Genomic DNA, 19,077 nt, shown 5'->3' with positions numbered 1-19,077 from the left:
TGTTTTTCCGATTTTAATGGTTAATTCTATATTCATACTCATTCTTACTATAGACTTTTCCGTTTTGATCTTTGACATATTTGAGTCGGTTATGATCATCATAGATGTAGTACATGGTATAGCCTCTTGGATCGGTCTCACTCGTTATCCCAATCAAAGGATCGTACGTATAGGTAGTTACCAGAGAGGTGGGCAAGCCATCACGTATTTTTTGCAGCTCTGTATTTTTTTCTTCTATACTGGATACCTGGCTGTTGACAATATTTAAATTGACGCCTGTATCTAAAATTTGCTGATGCGTTGCATTTTGCACCACAGCACTGGGGTACAAGGAAAAATAAGTCCATAAATAAGAGGTTGTCATCCCATTATTATGATGTTTCTGAATAATATTACCGTATTCATCATATTTATCAATATAATATCGTGTTTCTAAGGCATCATTTCCTTTTGCAGAGGCTATCGAATGTATCAGGGTCGTATTCTGGGTATCTGCGGAATTATCGAAACCAAAGAGTTGTGTCAAGGTTTTGTCCTGATTCCTAAATTCTTCTCTTTTGACCAATGTGGACAATCTATTTTCATCACGAAGCCTATTAATGTTTGGATGGTTGTACACTTCGGTGTCCGTGGGATAATAGAGTTTGTTGGAAATTTGATCTACTTCATCCAGAATAACCTGTTGTTCTTTCGTAAAATGGGTACTAGGGTCATAGATAGTGAACGCCTCGTTCAATACATAATCATTTTCTAAAAATGTCGTCTTTGTGGAGTTGGCTACTTTGGCCACAAGACCATGGTGTATAGGAAATGAATAAGGATAATAGGTATGATGATTTGCCCCCCATACCCCTTCTTCCCAAGAAGACAACCAATTGCCAGCAGCTTCTCCCGAATTAGGACCAGCTTCCACTGCAGCCATAGGAATATTCATAAAACTGGCATAATGATCCAATGACACATTTCCGTTCAAAGAAATATAAGTATTCTCCGTTTTCTCTACCAGATCTGAAGCACTATTAAAAACACGTTGTTCCAGAACACTACCATTAATATAACTATAGTTAAGTCGCAACGGAAGGCCCAAAAGCACTGTGTTTTTAATCTCTGAATACCCATATGTACTTGTAAACCTTGTAGTTCCAGCACAATCATTTCCAAAAGTCAATCCACTACAGAACCACTGTAAGTTAATTCCCAGAACGTTAATATAGGGATCTCCATCCCCTATCAAAGAATTATAGGCATAGGGAAGGTCAAATGTATCTGTAAAGTATTCATTCTTTTGATTATGGAACTCAGTTTCAATCATTCCCAAGGGTTCCCCAAGGGCGTTGACCTGAAATTCCTGAACATTGGAATACCCAATATGGGAACCTTGTGCACTATTATTTCCCCCGAGCATATTTGATCCCGTATATACAAAATCTGCATAACCTCGTGGATTGTAGGAATGGAATCCAGAGGCCTTTGAATAGAAAATCAGGTCATCCATAAGCCTTCCAGAAGAAAGAAGGCCTGGCAATCCATCGGAATATTCGTATTTATACTCTTTGGATGATAAAAAATCTCCATTACGCGAACGATTGGTCAATGATTTTACACGCAAGCCTCCTATTTCAAAACGTTCTAGAAATTGCGCCAAATCCTCATCGGTCAATGTTTCAAAGGTAAAAAGCTGTATATCATCACTATGATATTCCACGTGGGGAGCTCCCGGGTAGTCATTGTAATCTTCTCCAGGTGGCAAAACCCCTAGGCGACGAGAAACTACATATTCCCCAGGTAGAACCGTTCTGGACGCAGAGACGTGATTCACAGCTTGCGTATTTCCAAATTCATTTGGAGCATCACTATAGGTAAAAAGTGTCACTTCATTCCCTGTATCCAAATTGACCAAGACCACGGTGGGGAAATTGCCCCAATATTCCAATCCTTCCCAATTGCAATGTGTTTGAAGATGCCCTTCTATATTGATAACCGATGTGAAATCGACTACAAAGGATTGATTGATTCCTAAGGGAATTACAACAGGGTCTCCTTGTATGGTAGGCAATTCTTTTTCAAAGTAATTGTAGGTGGGATCTTTAGCATATTTTAAATACTGATAGGTTGGATTAAATAAGGATTCATCTATCATATTGGTCCATTCGATTCGAGATGGTCCCGTATAATTAGTGTAATCCAAAAAGTTGGATACTTCTTCAAATGGTGCTGGTGCTTCAAGTACCACGTCATGCGGTTCATATTCCAAATGCAATGATGCACCAGTTGGGTAAGTGAACCTATTGAGTGTTCCTCTTTTTCCATAATTAAAATTACTAGAACGATTTGCGCCATCGTATGTAAAGAAAGACTGTGCTAAGGAACTCACGCCGCCAGCTTGAAGATTGATCACCGTGGTTATGAACCGTCCCAAACTTGGTACTTGATGGGTATTTTGATCCTCACCATTATAAAAACCCCAGAAATCTACAGCAAAAGTATCCTTTGCAGGAAGTAAATCAAAGTCTAAATAATCAAAAGTATATATTTGATCGTTAACGGTTACCTGATCCAATTTCAAGCGCAAATATCTTTCCGCTGCAACTGTACCTAGTTTATGTGAATCGAAATAACTGTATTCCAGAGCAGCGTTCAGAATCGTATTCCCAATGAAGTCTTCTACCTCTACACTCTCCAATTTCCAGGGTTTTAAGGCTGTACTGGTTCCGCAAGTGGTATTTAAACCATGACAGTCTCTTACAAATTCTCCCGTTCCGGTGATAACTAACACTAGTGCGTCATCGGAAAGTTCGTCTATAGTATGACCCGTGGCCAGATCTTCGCGCTCTGATAAATTAAATCGTATCCTACCAAAATCACCATCGATTCTAGTAAGGTAATTGTTTTCAATGACCACTGTAGAAACAGAATGGGTTTTACCCCCTCCTCCAAGGCCCATATATTGTTCATCATTCCTATTTAATATCTGATGGTCGTCTATTCTTTCACTAATGTTATAAGAAGGAAATGTAAAATTCAGTCCTTTTTGATAGGTAAAGTTCAGTGTTCTTCCTTTGGGAGAGGTCACCTGATCAAGATGCCAGAACGTGACAAGGCCCGCATTGTCTCTGTTATGAGTAGCGAAAATACTTCGAATGGCACTGATGTAGTCACCAGGTGGCGATCCCCCATCACTTTGAACAGAATCAAAGGTGGTATTAATCTCTTTGGTGTTGAAAGTATAGGTAAAACCATTTTCATCGATTAGGGTAAAGGTATGATCATTTAAATCATAGGTAATAACTGCATTATTATTATTGAAAACCTGCGTTGTCAAAATATCGCTATTGGAAGCTTTCTTATTAAAAATAAATGTGTAGGATGCTCCAAAAACATTCACGGTATATACATCGGGTTGCGTATCCATAAATACTTTCTGCCTCCCTTCCGCTGTTCTTATTGCAAAGCTATGATGTACATTTAAAATATCATCTAAACTGAGATATGGCTGTGGGGCCCCTTCTTCCAACTCCAATGTCAAGGGGTTATAGATATATCCACTTTTAGGCGCTCCTTGATAAATTCCCGCTGCACGGTCGTTAAAATCATCTTGCCCATAGATTTTTCTATGTATTCCAAAGGTAGTGGACGAACTCCAATTCAAACCCACCCAAGATGCTTCGGAGGCCACTTGGACTCCTGATGAACTATAGGATAGGCTTATCGGAATAGACATGCCTTCCCATTCGAGATTATAGATAGGAACATTGACATTGGCCGTACCATTATACGGACTAGCAGACAACTCCCCAAATTGCCCTAGGGAAGCTGTTTCAGGGCTCGATATTATATTTTCATTTGCACTAAAAGGATCCCCTCCCGTTATAAACGGTTGTGAATCTTGCGCTTGTACTATAAAAATTAATAATAGAAAAACAGGAAGTATATATTGTTTTTTCATATTGGATTAATTACAGAATTCTACGGAATGTGTGGTTTTTAGAAGTATTTTTTTTCGGGTACCCAAGTCGGTAACCTCGCAATAAACGGTGCGCTCTGGGCGTTCTCCTTTTTGGCAAGCAAAGTAACTGCTGTAGGTGTCCCCTCTTGAGGATTTATTAAATTTGGCCCCTCTAATTCGCCATTTATAGCTGTACTTGCCCGATCCAGTATATACAAAGGCTTTATATTGAATTCGAACTGGGGAATCATGGTTCAGGTAGGTGTGGGAAATCAACCCTTCTACCTTTTTGGAGGCTCTTATTTCCTGACCTATGGAACTGGTAGAAATAAGAACAAATAATAGAAAGAAAAACAATTTATTCATTATTGATATTGTTTGTTTAATTAAACATTATTAAAGTGTATTTTCACAAATAGTTCCATGTTTCTAGAGCTCTATATGAAAACACATTGTGTGGTTCTGTTCTCAGGATTAGACTAAGGCAATGACATAGGGAACGTCATTAGAAAAATTAAAAAGAATACTGGTTTTCTATTCATAAATATTGGCTATAAGAGGTTAAAACTAGGTGGACATCAATGATGCTTGTCACCTATCACTTCCTATCTCCAGAATTTGTTACCCGAAAAAAATCGAAAAAAAATGAAATTTTATTTTCTATATAGGGAATAGCTGGATTCAGGTTAATTTCAAGATGGTTGAACATCGTTTTGAAATCTCAAAAAATTTCATCTTACACTTCAAACCCCTACCTTTGCGATCTAATTTAATTGTTGCCAAGATGAGTTTTAGAATAGAAAAAGATACTATGGGGGAAGTGAAGGTTCCCGCAGAAAAATATTGGGGTGCCCAGACGGAACGCTCCAGAAATAATTTTAAAATAGGGCCCGCTGCATCCATGCCCTTGGATATTGTCTATGGATTTGCCTATTTGAAAAAAGCGGCTGCCCATACCAATTGTGAACTAGGGGTTTTAACCGAAGAAAAGAGAGATTTGATCAGTGCCGTATGTGATGAGATATTGGACGGTAAGCACGATGATCAGTTCCCTTTAGTCGTCTGGCAAACGGGTTCAGGTACTCAAAGCAACATGAATGTCAATGAAGTGATTGCCAACAGGGCTCATGAAATGGCCGGAAAAAAAATTGGGGAAGGCGAGAAAACGATCCAACCCAACGATGATGTAAATAAATCCCAATCTTCCAACGACACCTTCCCCACGGGAATGCATATCGCTGCTTATAAGAAAATCGTAGAAGTGACTATCCCCGGGGTAACCCAACTTAGAAATACCTTGGACCAAAAAGCAAAAGATTTTGCCCAAGTGGTAAAAATTGGGCGTACCCATTTAATGGATGCCACTCCCCTTACCCTTGGTCAGGAGTTTTCTGGGTATGTATCCCAATTGGATCACGGTCTAAAAGCACTGAACAATACCTTAGATCATCTTAGTGAATTGGCTTTGGGTGGTACAGCGGTTGGAACAGGCTTAAATACCCCTAAAGGTTATGATGTCCTTGTAGCCAAGTATATTGCCGAGTTTACACAATTGCCCTTTATCACTGCCGAAAATAAGTTTGAAGCTTTGGCTGCACATGATGCCATTGTGGAAAGTCACGGCGCTCTAAAACAATTAGCGGTCTCCTTAAACAAGATTGCCCATGATATTCGCATGATGGCGTCGGGACCCCGTTCGGGAATTGGAGAGATTATTATTCCGGCCAATGAACCTGGTAGTTCTATCATGCCTGGAAAAGTAAACCCTACCCAATGTGAAGCTTTGACCATGGTCTGCGCACAGGTAATGGGGAATGATGTAGCCGTTAGTGTTGGAGGAACTCAAGGACATTATGAACTCAATGTATTTAAACCTATGATGGCTGCCAACATTTTGCAATCGGCACAACTCATAGGTGATGCCTGTGTTAGTTTCGATGTGAACTGTGCCGCTGGAATTGAGCCCAATCATGAGGTCATTAAACAACTCTTGAATAATTCGTTGATGTTGGTCACCGCCTTAAACACAAAAATTGGATACTATAAGGCTGCCGAAATAGCAAATACGGCACATGCCAATGGAACAACCTTAAAAGAGGAAGCTATTAATCTAGGATATGTAACTGCTGAAGAGTACGATCAATGGGTGCGCCCAGAGGATATGGTAGGATCTTTGAAATAGAAGGCGAACATAAAAATAGTATAAAATGAAAAAGGGGATCAATATATATTGATCCCCTTTTATATTATGGATAGTGTTTATTATTTCAATGTAAACCTAGAGGTCCCCATTAATTTTAATTTCTCGTCATAAATATTCACCATATAATTTCCTTTTTGGAAATTTCCTTCAGGCTTGTTAACATAATCACATACGTCCAAAGCCTTGTTCTCATAGTAGAAATTTGTTCCCTTACTGTAGGTAATAGAAGCTCCACTATCTGAAGTTTTAGAATAACTCTCTCCCATTACATTTCCTTGGGGATCCAAAACCTCAACTAGGAATTCCCGGTCTCCAGCTTCGGCAATAACATTATTGGCTACCGTAAAGCAAATTTTAAATTTATCCGATCTGCTCGCTCTGGAAGTAGAAACCAATTTTCCACTTTTACGTTCTTTTACCGCATCTACCGTAAAGCTAGATAAGTTCAATGCAGAACCTTTTTCAACAACATCGGCCAATTGCGTATTTTGTACTACTAGAGAATCATTGAATACCGTTTGTTTTTCTAATTCTACAAACGTACTGTCACGCTGCATAGCAATTAAAGTATTGGACTGCGTCAATGAATCTACTTGCTTCAATAACTGCTCTCTTTCTTTCTTTAATACACTTACTTGTCTTCTATATCTGTACAAAGAAGAGATATCTGCCTTCATTGTTTTTACAGAATCAATATATTTTGCAATATTATCTCTTGCCGTCACCAATTCCTCATTGGTAGCGTTACTTTCTAAAATAGCCTTGTCATATTCAGATTTCAGACCATTAAGATCTTCTACGACCAATTCTTTTTCTTTGGTCAAGTCCGCAGTGACTTTTTGCTTATCCTGATAAAGACTTACAGTATAGATAATGGTTCCTATAAGAATTACTCCTAGCAAACCAGCTATTACTTTTAATCCATTATTATTTTTTGTTTCCGTCATAATATTAAAATTAATTAATTAGAATCTCCTTTTTTCAATTATAAGTTATCTGTTTGTATATGTTAATATACGGATCAATTTTATTTTTAGACTTTTTAGTTAAAAAATTAGCCGGGCACTTCTAGAGAAAAAGTGTATTTTATCACAGGGGCAATTCAATTTAAAATACCAGGGCATTCCAAAAGAAAATACTTTTACATACTGATTTTCATAGGTTTGAAAGGATTTTTTGATAAAAACAAATACTCTTCAAGATTTAAGAATCTCTTTCTCCCTTTCGCTTTAAAAATTTGCTATAAAATATATCCTCCCCGCTGTTTTTTTGAAATATTATGACGAAATTGTAGCGCGGTATGGAGTATAAAAGGGGTAAAATCAAAGTAAAAAATCCTTGAAAAATTGATAAATCATACCTATTTATGTATAAAATCCCTACCTATTACGACGGAAGTAGTATCGCAGTATTGTACTCTTAAATGTATTTGATTTTCATTAAAAACGAGTCTATGAAAAAATCGATCGTATTATTTTCTTGTTTGACCTTGTTCCTATTAGGTTGCAAACAAAGTGTTGAAAAGACCAATGAAAAAATCATTGCCCAGGTCTCTCATGGATATTCTAAAACTTCTTCAGATATTAAAGTTATACCCATTTCACATGCTACAACCGTTCTTGAATGGAACGATATTACCATCTATGTAGATCCCGTAGGGGGAGCGAAGGCCTTTAAAGGGCAAAAACAGCCTGACCTTATTTTGATTACCGATATCCACGGGGATCATTTCAGTTTAAAAACATTGGAAGAATTGCATACGGAAAAAGCGAAGATCATAATGCCTCAAGCTATTGCCGATAAAATGCCCGCTGTATTTACACCTCAAATAGATGTATTGAACAATGGGGAAAGCAAAGAACGCTATGAAATTCATGTTGAAGCAATTCCCATGTACAATCTGCGGGAAGAAGCGCGCAGATTTCATTCCAAAGGACGTGGAAATGGATATGTCCTGACCATTGAAGGGCAACGCCTCTACTTTTCGGGAGATACGGAGGATATTCCGGAAATGCGGGCTTTAAAAAATATAGATAAGGCCTTTATTTGCATGAACCTACCCTATACCATGACAGAAGAAAGCGCAGCATCCGCGGTCTTGGAATTTGCCCCTAAACAAGTATATCCTTATCATTATAGAGGCAACCCAAATGTAAGCGATGTTGCTAAATTCAAGACCTTAGTCAATAAAGGAAATCCCGACATTGAAGTAGTACAATTGGATTGGTATCCTACCCAAGACTACTAGTTTTCCTAGGATACTGTCTACTTATTAAAAAACAAAAGACCACAAAAATGAATTGATTAGCCTTCATTCATGTGGTCTTTAGATATTGTCAAAACGCTTAGGGGCAGGGCTCGCTTTATACCCTAATTCTATCTTATCTAGCGAATGAGTTTCTTGTATTTAATACGTTTAGGGATTAAGTCTCCGCCCAAACGTTTTTTCTTACTCTCCTCATAATCCGAGAAAGACCCTTCAAAGAAATACACTTGAGAATCTCCTTCAAAGGCCAGGATATGTGTACAGATCCGATCTAAGAACCAGCGATCGTGCGAAATCACAACGGCACAACCGGCAAAATTTTCAAGACCTTCTTCCAGTGCTCTCAATGTATTCACATCCAAATCATTCGTAGGCTCATCCAAAAGCAAGACGTTACCTTCTTCCTTTAAGGTCATTGCCAAGTGTAAACGATTACGTTCTCCCCCCGAAAGCATGTTTACTTTCTTATTTTGTTCGCTCCCAGAAAAATTGAATCGACTTAAATATGCCCTTGAATTTACCTGACGTCCTCCCATCATGACAAGTTCCTGTTCATCGCTAAAGTTTTGCCAAATGGTCTTGTTCGGGTCAATATTGGAATGACTTTGATCTACATAGGCTACTTTGGCCGTATCTCCTAGTTTGAATTCCCCTTTATCTGGATTTTCCTCATTCATGATCATTCTGAAAATGGTGGTTTTCCCTGCGCCATTAGGTCCAATTACCCCAACAATACCTGCTTGGGGAAGATTAAAATTCAAATCTTCATACAACAGTTTATCACCATAGGCCTTACTCACTCCGGTACACTCAATTACATTTGTACCCAAACGAGGTCCATTGGGGATATAGATTTCTAGTTTTGCATCCAACTGTTTTTGATCTTGACTCATTAGTTTGTCATAATTCTTCAAACGCGCCTTCTGCTTTGTTTGTCGACCTTTGGCCCCCTGACGTACCCATTCCAACTCACGTTCCAAGGTTTTTTGACGTTTGGACGCTGTTTTACTTTCCTGAGCCAATCGTTTGGATTTTTGATCTAGCCATCCTGAATAATTCCCTTGCCAAGGAATACCTTCTCCTCTATCCAACTCTAAAATCCAACCTGCCACATTATCTAAAAAGTATCTATCATGGGTCACTGCTATTACCGTGCCCTTGTATTGTGCCAAATGATGTTCCAACCAATGTACAGACTCTGCATCCAAGTGGTTAGTGGGCTCATCCAATAGTAGAATCTCCGGTTCCTGCAAAAGCAATCGACACAGGGCAACACGTCTTCGTTCCCCTCCAGAAAGTACGCCTATTTTTTTATCCGGTTCCGGGGTACGCAGCGCATCCATGGCAATTTCTAGTTTAGTATCCAATTCCCAGGCATTGGAAGCATCGATCTTATCTTGAAGGTCGGCCTGCTTATCCATTAGTTTTTGCATTTTATCCGCATCTTCATAGACTTCAGGAAGGCCGAACATATCATTGATTTTATTATACTCGTCAAGAATGGCAACCGTTTCGGCCACTCCCTCTTTTACCACTTCCAATACCGTTTTCTCCTCATCCAACTGGGGTTCTTGTTCTAAATACCCCACGCGATATCCAGGAGAAAAAACAACATCTCCCTGATAATTCTTATCTACGCCTGCAATGATTTTTAATAAGGTGGACTTCCCTGAACCATTGAGGCCTAGAATTCCTATTTTGGCTCCATAAAAGAAGCTTAAGTATATATTTTTTAAAACTGGAGTATTGGCATTCTTATAGGTTTTTGTCACTCCAGACATGGAAAAAATGACTTTTTTATCGTCCGACATGTTCTTGTATTTTGTAATTGTAGTTTTTAAGTAAGCACGAAAAAAATTACTGTTCGTATTTCGCTTTAATGAATAAAAGTGATCTCATATTCAGCTTAAGGATAAGAAAATGGCAGCCCTTACACTCTACCTTTTAGGGCATTAAACACCCAAGCAATAGCAAAGAAACCAACACCAACTGCGGCAAAGCCCCATCCTGCGGTTTCGTCATATCTAAAGGCTCCAAGTGCTATGAGGCCAAGACCAACAAAAATCATTATCATCGTCGCCAAAGCAAGCACCGTATTTTTATTCATTCCCATTTTTATAAAGGTTAATCGTAAATATCAAATATCGTGAAATATAAGACATTTTAGGCATCAAAAAAACAAATTTCACCTACTATCTAGGATTTAAATTCCTATATGAAGCATATTCACCCTATGCTTCAAAAGGGAAACGTATTCCCGCTTGTGACCTCACCTGATCCAGAAGACCAATTAAATCCATGCTATTTTGATGAGACCACAGTTCACTTTCCAATACATTGGCCTTTAGACAGCGATGCACTTCTTCAATTTCGTAACTATAGCCTCTTCCCGAGGTCGGAGAATTCACCTCCGTCATAACTTCATTCTTCTCTATAGTATAGCCTTGGGTTTCATGCCATCGCGCATCCAAATATATAGATCCCTCGCTTCCTGCAATTTCGGCTTTCATTCTAGACTTGCTTGTAAATCCAGAATACAGGACAGCTTGGGCATTGTCGTAGGAAAAAATCATGGAGGTTTGTACTTCGGCACCGTTTTCATGAAAATTAGATGTTGCCAAGATTTGTGATGGCACGCCTAAAATAAGATACGCCAGAAAAATAGGATATATTCCAATATCCAATAATGTACCCCCTGCCAGTTCAGGATTCAAGACCCTCCCATGGACATCCCTATCCATGGCATAAAAAGCAAAATCGGCATTGACATAGCCTACAGTTCCTATATCCCCCTTATCAATTCGTTCTTTTATTTTTTGAATGGTGGGATTAAACCTACTCCATAGCGCTTCCATAAGGAAAACCTTGTTCGCTTTGGCGGCTTGGATAATGCGGTGCACTTCTGCCGTGTTGATGCCAAGAGGTTTTTCACACAATACATGTTTTCCATTTCTCATGGCCTCAATGGCCCACTTGGCATGATGGGTATGGGGCGTGGCAATATAAATGACATCCACTTCCTCACAAGCAAATAATTCCTGGTAACTTCCAAAAGCATGTTTAACGTTATAGTCCGACTTAAATTGCTCCGCTTTTTCCAGTGTCCTGGAGGCTACGGCACATAATTCTGCCTCTTCTACAAGCTGTAAATCCTTTACAAAGTGATGTGCTATTTTTCCAGGGCCCAATATCCCCCAACGTATTTTATTCCCCATTTTTGATTTTGAAAATTTATCAAAGTTAATGAATATTACTCCTTATCTTTACGTCCGTTAAAGAAACTACTATTACGCATGGATATTAACTTCAATAAGAACGAAGACCGAAACAAATTACTATTATCTACATTGAAGCACAAGCTTGCCAAAGTCGCCCTTGGCGGTGGAAAAAAACGCATTGAAAAATTGCACGCCAATGGCAAAATGACCGCTAGGGAGCGTATTGATTATCTTTTGGATGAGGATTCCAAAAGTATTGAAATAGGTGCTTTTGCCGGAGAGGGAATGTATGAGGAACACGGGGGATGTCCTTCAGGCGGAGTAGTGATCAAAATAGGATATATCAAGGGAAAACAATGTCTTGTTGTGGCCAATGATGCTACGGTGAAAGCGGGGGCCTGGTTTCCCATTACCGGGAAAAAGAATCTTAGGGCTCAAGAAATAGCCATTGAAAACAGATTACCCATTATTTATCTAGTAGATAGCGCTGGGGTATATCTCCCTATGCAGGATGAGATTTTTCCTGACAAAGAACACTTTGGTCGGATTTTTAGGAATAATGCGGTGATGAGCAGTATGGGAATCACGCAGATTGCGGCGGTGATGGGAAGTTGTGTTGCTGGAGGCGCGTACTTACCCATTATGAGTGATGAAGCTCTTATTGTAGATAAAACGGGCAGTATTTTTTTAGCGGGAAGTTATCTGGTAAAAGCAGCCATCGGGGAAAGTATCGACAATGAAACGCTTGGAGGAGCCACCACACATTGTGAAATTAGTGGCGTCACGGATTATAAGGCAAAAGATGACGCGCACGCCCTTGATACCATTAAAAATATTGTAGATAAAATAGGGGATTACGACAAGGCCGGATATAACCGTATCGAAGCGGTAAAACCCAAGGAAAATCCTGAAGATATCTATGGCATATTGCCGCACAGCCGAAGTGATCAATACGATACTTTGGAAATCATTAAACGTTTGGTAGACAATTCGGAGTTTGAGCAATACAAAGAAGGCTACGGAAAAACCATTTTAACAGGTTATGCCAGAATTGATGGCTGGGCCGTCGGTATTGTGGCCAATCATAGAAAAGTGGTAAAGAACAAGAAGGGGGAAATGCAATTTGGAGGCGTTATCTATTCTGATTCCGCAGATAAGGCAACCCGTTTTATCGCCAATTGCAACCAAAAGAAAATCCCTTTGGTCTTTTTACAGGATGTTACCGGATTTATGGTCGGAAGCAAAAGCGAACATGGCGGTATTATTAAAGATGGAGCCAAAATGGTGAATGCCGTCAGCAATTCTGTTGTTCCCAAATTCACCATTGTTATGGGGAACAGTTACGGTGCAGGAAACTACGCCATGTGCGGTAAGGCCTATGATCCAAGATTGATTGCCGCATGGCCCAGTGCCGAATTGGCGGTAATGAGTGGAAATTCCGCAGCCAAAGTACTGCTACAAATTGAGAAAGCTTCTTTACAAAAGAAAGGGGAACTCATTGATGAAGAAAAGGAAAAGGCCTTATTCAATACGATAAAAGCACGGTATGACAATCAGATTTCTCCATACTATGCTGCAGCCCGTTTATGGACCGATGCCATCATCGATCCTTTGGACACGCGTACATGGATTTCCATGGGTATTGAAGCTGCCAATCATGCACCCATTGAAAAACCTTTCAATTTGGGGGTGATACAGGTGTAAAGAAGCATCATTTTACGGTAAAACGATGAATCATTTTTTTCTCCCCTGGAGTATTCAGGGAAATTAGGAATTCTTCTTTGCTTTCGTTGGAACGTCCATAGTTTTTATACACACTACATTTAAGCAAAAGAGGCACCTCCTTGGGGCTAAGTGCGGTTTGGATATATCTCGTATTGATAATCCATTCCCCTTTTACATCTGGGCCGTAAAATTCAAATTCCTCACTCGTAGATCGCTGAATGATGCTGCTTTGCACGCGATCCCCATTGGCGGTCGCATCCTGCTTCCAATTGAAAAAGCGTTTTTGAGGATTTACAAACTGAATTTCAAATACTTTATCCGGGTCATTCCATTCAAAAACCAAACGTACATCCAAGGTCAATACATTATTGTATTTGGCTGGAACGTCCTTTAAATTTAAAAGTGGTTTTTGTTTTGCGATCAGATTATTGATTTCCCGATGCAACGATTTACGTACATCCCTTATTTTAATGGCGTTGTTGGTCTTGCCTTCTGAAAGCGCCAGTAACCCAGTCAAGGCCTCCTGGTATTTTCCCATGGCTTTTTTCTCCAACGCACTATTTAAATAAGATTGTGCAATTGTAGGAAATAATGCTTGTATTTGTTCATTGACAGCCAGAGCCTGTTCAAAAGCACCTATAGACGATAGGCATAATGCGGTGGTTCGTAATGTAGTTAGATCTTGGTTGTTATCTTCAATGCCGTTCGAAATAATACGGGTAGCCAATACAGGGTCGGTTTCCTTAAAAAAATTAAAAGCTTCAAGGTAAAAACCAATGTTCCTATTACCATTAAAAGTCCGAAGGGATTTGTATAATGTATAGGCTTCTGCATGGGAACCTGCACTTTTTAACGCCTTGAAAATAGGAGAAGTACTTCCCGTTGCAGTTTCTTCTTCAGGGGTATATACGTTATTCTTCAATAATGCTGTATTTTTCGCTTCCGTATTTTTTGCATCATAAACTGCATTTTTGGTAGTGATCAAAATCACACCATTGCTTCCCAAGGCGCCATACCTATTGGTTGCTGCCAGACCTTTTAAAATGGTAATATCTGCAATAATACTTGGATCTAAGGAGCTAAAATTTGCCAAAGAACTCGTTCCACTTCCCACGGAAGAATCCGATTGTTGCTGCGGAATGCCATCAATAACAATCAAACCGTAATTATTGGATATGATAGAAACATCGGTACGGGTGGTCACTTGACTAATATCATTCTCATTGCCAAGCCTTACCCCGGAAAATTTGTTCTGTAGGGATTGGGATACATTGGTTTGAATAGGGGTAATACTTTCGTCCCCGATAGATTGCACGGCATACCCAATCTTTTCCTTATTTTCCGTTCCATAAGCAGAAATCGTTTTTTCTTCCAAGCGTTCTTCTATCAAAACAACTTCCTCTAAAGGCACAACATCGGCTTTGAGAAATATCTCTTGTTCCAAAGCAGTGATTGCCATCGTATGTAAAGTGCCTCCGTTCTCGATCAATAAACTATCGCCCAAAACCCCTTTGATTGCAAAGCGACCTTCATTATCGGTCACATTACTATCACTTCTGCCTTTGATCCAAACACGTACATTGGAAGCGGGTTTGTTCTCAATGTATACACTACCTCTAATTTCTTCTTTCTGGAGCGCTTCTACTTTCTTGCCTTTGGGTTGCATTGCTGCAAAATCCATCAACCGACTACGATTGAGCAAGGCAGTTCGTTTTAAAAAATCAACATTTCTGTCAAGGTTGCTATTGACAATAACACTTTTTAATGGAAGGGTCAGAACGTCTTGGGCAAAAGAAGATTTTCCATCCGTAAACACAAAAACTTGATCATACTTGATCTTGTTTTTCAATAAGGAGTAAAGGGTACCTCCATCATAATCTTGTTCCAAAATGCTTTTTTTTACACTTTGCCAATCTCCATTTTGGATATGAAATTCCCTTTCTTCAATAGTAACATTAAAAAATAGCAACTGTACTGTTTGATTTTGATTCCGTTCAAAGATTTTATCCAAAACAGAAAACTCTTTTTCCAATGCCCGGTCTGCCATAGAAGAAGATGTATCCCAACAAATAGTGATGCCTTTTTCTTGATATTCCTGTCCGAAAGCCAAAAATGCAAAAAAATAGAAAATCACAATATGCCAACGACTTTTCATTTCCCCATTTTTTTAGTTGTTCTGATGTACTTTAATCCTCGGTATCAACAGCAATTCCGTTTGTCTGCCATTGACATATCTGAAGCCTTTTTCCCCATAGAAACCAGCTTCTTCCAACATAATCCGTATATCTCGTTTCCATTCGGGAATATGAATGGTGGTGTTTAATTCTATGGCATATACCGTATTCGGGTTTAGTGGATAGGCGTCTCCATCTGCTTTCATCACTCCTCCTTGTGCATCCCACATCCCTATGGTAGTCCCGGCTGAATGTCCATACATGCCTAAAGGGTGGGTATAGATAGCTGGGCGCAGGCCATCCTCCTTAGCCTCTTTTAAGGCCTTGGCCAGAATTTCATTTCCCGTTCTCCCTTTAATCATGTTTTTCGTCAGGAAATCCTGAACCTTATTTCCATCCCGTAGCCCCTCTTTTAAAAATTTGGGGGCATCCTTCTCCTCGGGCAGTAATACATAGGCCAATTCCTGACAATCTGTATTTAAGCGCAAATAACGAATTCCAAAGTCACAATGCAGTAAATCTCCTGGAAGAATTACGCTATTATCGGGCCTTCCGGAGAAAGAATACAGATGACTGACCAGTTCTTCGCTGGCCCGCTGTATGTCCACCGTAGGATGAAACCAGGTTTCCAAACCTAAATCGGTTACTTTTTGTCGCATCCACCATTCTACTTCGGTTGTTGTGGTTATTCCAGGACTAATTACTTTTTCTGAAAATGCTTCAGCAATAATATCGTGTGTAATATCTACCAACTGATTGTAAATGATCATTTCCCGATCCGTTCTGGTTTCTATCCATCGCACGGCCAATTGTTCTGCAGATACTACTTTTGCATGATATTTTTTGGGGAGGTATTCCATAAAAGCATCATAGTCTGTCTTATCCAATCCGTCAGCAATATTGTGGTCTTTAGAAAAGTTGAGTCCAATTTTCCGAGGCTTCCGCTCTTCTATCAATTGCATCAGGCGTTTCCATTGATCCGGCTCCTTTTCCTTATCCCAGGCCGATGTAATGCTCTTTCCCACATTATATCGGGCTACCGCGAGTTTTTCAATAGTGTTTTCTTCTTTATTCCGGTAAAAAAGTAAAATAGTGCGTCTCCGGGCATTGAGCCATGTAGCTGGAAGCATGGTGCGGAGCACTGGATCTTCATTGTATTCTCTAGAGATTACGATCCACATATCAATAGCAGTCCGGTCCATTAATTTAGGCAGCAGTTCGTCAAAGCGTTCGGCTAAAATTTCATCTACCACCTTTGCCCGTTCCCGTTCCGGAAGCACTTGTTGGGCATGCCCATATGCTGTAAATACAATGCAGAGCACTAGAATATAGTTTTTCATGTCCTTGGATTAGTCATTATGAAAATACGGAATTTTATGGTATCCCAATCCTTCGACAATTGAAAAAGCGCCTTTCGGCGCTTCTTTTACAAACTATTTTCAACGGTTTTGACCAGGCGTATAAATTCACTGCGATAGCCCGATTTATCTTTATGCTTACCCGCTTCTGCCAATGTAATTACATCATTGATTGCAGCATTGTTCCTATATTGGGATTTTCTTAAATGCATACCAAAAAGGGCCACAGCTGAAGCAAATTTAAAGTCGGGTGACATTACGACTTCCTTATTCTTTAAAATATGGGTCAATTCAATACTCTCGTCCCCATCGGGCTTTTTATATCTAAATTTAACCGTAAGTAACTCATTGGAGAAATTCTTATTAGACTTTTCAGTAGTATACTTTAGATCGGCCACATCCTTCAAATACTTGCTCGATACCCCAACAGGAATGACTTCATACAGTGCGGTAACGCTATGACCACTTCCCAATTCCCCGGCATCCTTGGTATCATCAATAAAATCCTCATCGGCCAAAAGTCTATTTTCATAACCGATCAAGCGATAGGCCTGAACAATTTCAGGATTGAATTCCACCTGAATCTTTACATCTTTTGCTATCGTATACAGGGTACCTCCAAATTCTTTTCCAAATACTTTCTGGGCTTCCTGCATGGTATCGATATAAGCATGATTGCCATTTCCTTTATCTGCTAAAGTTTCCAACTTGGAATCTTTAAGATTGCCCATACCAAAACCTAGAACGGAAAGAAACACACCAGACTTTCGTTTCTCCTCGATTAAACTTTCCATGTCCTTGTCGGAAGAAGCTCCTACATTAAAATCCCCATCCGTCGCCAAAATGACTCTATTATTTCCGTTTTTCTTAAAATTGGCCATAGCCAACTGGTAGGCCAATTCAATTCCTCTTCCGCCAGCTGTAGATCCTCCCGCTTCCAGACGGTCCAAGGCATTCATGATTTTCTCGGAATTACTCCCCCTAGTAGGCTCCAAAACCACTCCTGCCGCTCCTGCATATACCACTATGGATACCCTATCTTTTTCACGCAATTGATTTACCAATAGTTTAAAGGCAGATTTCAATAAGGGCAGTTTATTGGGAGAGCTCATAGAACCGGAAACATCGATTAAAAAAGTGAGATTTGATGCTGGCAAGGCTTCATTGGCATAGGTTTTTCCTTGTAATCCAATTTTCACCAATTTGGTTTTTGTATTCCATGGCGTTGTTGCCAATTCTGTATTTATGGAAAAAGGATGTTCCTTGGGCTGTGGATAGGAATATTCAAAATAATTAAGCATTTCTTCTATTTTCACGGCATCCACAGGAACGCTATTTCCATTATTGATCATTCTCCTGACATTGCTATACGACGCTTTGTCCACGTCTATGGAAAAAGTGGAAAGGGGGTTCAACTGTACCTTCTCAAAGGTATTCTCTGTAATTTGGGCATAGGCTTCGTCATTTTCTACTTGATAGGTTCCTTTTTTTGTAGTGATTACTATACACCCATGCCTTGCAGAGCGCCCAAAAAGCTGACGTGCCTTGGCCTTTTTGTACACATTTATGTTATCTATGGTGGAGGGATCTATTTGAGCCACAATAGCATTATGTTCTTTTTTTACCGGAACACCATCAACAATATAGAGGGGTTGTTTATCCTGAACACTTGCAGTTCCCCTAATCTTTATGGAATTTGCATTTCCGGCATTCCCTGAACTGTTGGAAATTTGTACTCCGCTGACCTTTCCTTGAAGGGCCTGACTAATACTTTGATGATAGGCTTTCTTTTTTCTACGCTTTAGTTCGGCCTTTGTAGGTACTCGGCTACTTACCGAAGCTGTGGTATAACTTCTTCTTTGCACGCCATAACCTACCACAACAATTTCTTCCAAGGCTTGTATATCTTCTTCCAGGGTTACATGAATAGTATTGGAGTTTTCAACTTTTACTTTTTTTGTTTTAAATCCCAAATACTTAAAAGTTAGTGTATTTCCTTTAACCGCCTGAATAGTATAGTTCCCATCAAAATCGGTCTGGGTCGTTTTTTTTGTTTGTGTAACCGTAACCATTACTCCGGGCAAAGGGAGACCAGATTGGTCCTGCACTATTCCAGTAATATTCATTTCTTGGGCGTAGGTGAAAATCCCTAGGATCATCATTCCTATTGTCATTAGTTTTTTCATT

12 protein-coding genes are annotated in these 19,077 nt (G+C 39.6%); 3 read left to right on the top strand and 9 right to left on the bottom strand.

What is annotated here, in order from left to right; translation table 11 throughout:
• Positions 1-13 precede the first annotated feature (13 nt).
• On the bottom strand, positions 14-3,946 hold the full coding sequence (locus ACEXOE_RS10010) for a hypothetical protein (RefSeq protein WP_394748639.1): 3,933 nt from the start codon (positions 3,944-3,946) through the stop codon (positions 14-16).
• 6 nt (positions 3,947-3,952) lie between these two features.
• Entirely contained in the window at positions 3,953-4,312 is a 360-nt protein-coding gene (locus tag ACEXOE_RS10005) for a hypothetical protein (RefSeq protein ID WP_394748638.1), read from the bottom strand.
• A gap of 418 nt (positions 4,313-4,730) precedes the next feature.
• On the opposite strand from ACEXOE_RS10005, the gene fumC reads away from it, so the two are divergent.
• Positions 4,731-6,128, top strand: coding sequence for a class II fumarate hydratase (gene fumC / locus ACEXOE_RS10000; protein ID WP_394749623.1), 1,398 nt, complete (start codon positions 4,731-4,733; stop codon positions 6,126-6,128).
• Between the two features lie 80 nt (positions 6,129-6,208).
• Here the strand turns inward: fumC and ACEXOE_RS09995 are convergent, their stop codons facing one another.
• Positions 6,209-7,096, bottom strand: a complete 888-nt coding sequence (locus ACEXOE_RS09995; RefSeq protein ID WP_394748637.1) for a hypothetical protein — start codon at positions 7,094-7,096, stop codon at positions 6,209-6,211.
• 506 nt (positions 7,097-7,602) lie between these two features.
• Between ACEXOE_RS09995 and ACEXOE_RS09990 the strand changes: the two genes are divergently transcribed.
• Entirely contained in the window at positions 7,603-8,397 is a 795-nt protein-coding gene (locus ACEXOE_RS09990; RefSeq protein WP_394748636.1) for an MBL fold metallo-hydrolase, read from the top strand.
• A gap of 137 nt (positions 8,398-8,534) precedes the next feature.
• Here ACEXOE_RS09990 and ettA read toward each other — a convergent pair whose 3' ends face one another.
• The 3 genes from ettA to ACEXOE_RS09975 form a co-directional block, all read right to left on the bottom strand.
• The gene (gene ettA / locus ACEXOE_RS09985) at positions 8,535-10,226 is read right to left on the bottom strand and encodes an energy-dependent translational throttle protein EttA (protein ID WP_394748635.1); all 1,692 of its coding nucleotides are present in this window, start codon (positions 10,224-10,226) and stop codon (positions 8,535-8,537) included.
• A gap of 119 nt (positions 10,227-10,345) precedes the next feature.
• On the bottom strand, positions 10,346-10,528 hold the full coding sequence (locus tag ACEXOE_RS09980) for a CAL67264 family membrane protein (protein ID WP_394748634.1): 183 nt from the start codon (positions 10,526-10,528) through the stop codon (positions 10,346-10,348).
• A 118-nt stretch (positions 10,529-10,646) separates the two neighbouring features.
• Positions 10,647-11,630, bottom strand: coding sequence for a Gfo/Idh/MocA family protein (locus ACEXOE_RS09975; protein ID WP_394748633.1), 984 nt, complete (start codon positions 11,628-11,630; stop codon positions 10,647-10,649).
• Between the two features lie 78 nt (positions 11,631-11,708).
• Between ACEXOE_RS09975 and ACEXOE_RS09970 the strand changes: the two genes are divergently transcribed.
• Positions 11,709-13,337 carry an acyl-CoA carboxylase subunit beta gene (locus ACEXOE_RS09970; protein WP_394748632.1) on the top strand — a complete coding sequence of 543 codons (1,629 nt, stop codon included), beginning with the start codon at positions 11,709-11,711 and terminating at the stop codon, positions 13,335-13,337.
• 7 nt (positions 13,338-13,344) lie between these two features.
• Here ACEXOE_RS09970 and ACEXOE_RS09965 read toward each other — a convergent pair whose 3' ends face one another.
• From ACEXOE_RS09965 to ACEXOE_RS09955, 3 genes are all read right to left on the bottom strand, one after another.
• Positions 13,345-15,513: a TonB-dependent receptor plug domain-containing protein gene (locus tag ACEXOE_RS09965; protein WP_394748631.1), complete on the bottom strand. Its 2,169-nt coding sequence runs from the start codon at positions 15,511-15,513 to the stop codon at positions 13,345-13,347.
• 12 nt (positions 15,514-15,525) lie between these two features.
• Positions 15,526-16,872 (bottom strand): M24 family metallopeptidase, encoded by a 1,347-nt coding sequence (locus ACEXOE_RS09960; protein ID WP_394748630.1) that lies wholly within the window; start codon positions 16,870-16,872, stop codon positions 15,526-15,528.
• A gap of 86 nt (positions 16,873-16,958) precedes the next feature.
• The gene (locus ACEXOE_RS09955; protein ID WP_394748629.1) at positions 16,959-19,076 is read right to left on the bottom strand and encodes a YfbK domain-containing protein; all 2,118 of its coding nucleotides are present in this window, start codon (positions 19,074-19,076) and stop codon (positions 16,959-16,961) included.
• Between the last annotated feature and the right edge of the window lies 1 nt (position 19,077).

This window comes from Spongiimicrobium salis, assembly GCF_043678055.1.
GTDB lineage: Bacteria > Bacteroidota > Bacteroidia > Flavobacteriales > Flavobacteriaceae > Spongiimicrobium > Spongiimicrobium salis.
Note: the sequence above shows the minus strand (reverse complement) of the source record. Positions and strands in the feature narration are given on the sequence as shown.

Bases quoted from the DNA above. Each gene is read 5' to 3' on its own strand.
- ACEXOE_RS10010 (WP_394748639.1), bottom strand. From the start codon at position 3,946: ATGAAAAAACAATATATACTTCCTGTTTTTCTATTATTAATTTTTATA.
- ACEXOE_RS10005 (WP_394748638.1), bottom strand. From the start codon at position 4,312: ATGAATAAATTGTTTTTCTTTCTATTATTTGTTCTTATTTCTACCAGT.
- fumC (WP_394749623.1), top strand. From the start codon at position 4,731: ATGAGTTTTAGAATAGAAAAAGATACTATGGGGGAAGTGAAGGTTCCC.
- ACEXOE_RS09995 (WP_394748637.1), bottom strand. From the start codon at position 7,096: ATGACGGAAACAAAAAATAATAATGGATTAAAAGTAATAGCTGGTTTG.
- ACEXOE_RS09990 (WP_394748636.1), top strand. From the start codon at position 7,603: ATGAAAAAATCGATCGTATTATTTTCTTGTTTGACCTTGTTCCTATTA.
- ettA (WP_394748635.1), bottom strand. From the start codon at position 10,226: ATGTCGGACGATAAAAAAGTCATTTTTTCCATGTCTGGAGTGACAAAA.
- ACEXOE_RS09980 (WP_394748634.1), bottom strand. From the start codon at position 10,528: ATGGGAATGAATAAAAATACGGTGCTTGCTTTGGCGACGATGATAATG.
- ACEXOE_RS09975 (WP_394748633.1), bottom strand. From the start codon at position 11,630: ATGGGGAATAAAATACGTTGGGGGATATTGGGCCCTGGAAAAATAGCA.
- ACEXOE_RS09970 (WP_394748632.1), top strand. From the start codon at position 11,709: ATGGATATTAACTTCAATAAGAACGAAGACCGAAACAAATTACTATTA.
- ACEXOE_RS09965 (WP_394748631.1), bottom strand. From the start codon at position 15,513: ATGAAAAGTCGTTGGCATATTGTGATTTTCTATTTTTTTGCATTTTTG.
- ACEXOE_RS09960 (WP_394748630.1), bottom strand. From the start codon at position 16,872: ATGAAAAACTATATTCTAGTGCTCTGCATTGTATTTACAGCATATGGG.
- ACEXOE_RS09955 (WP_394748629.1), bottom strand. From the start codon at position 19,076: ATGAAAAAACTAATGACAATAGGAATGATGATCCTAGGGATTTTCACC.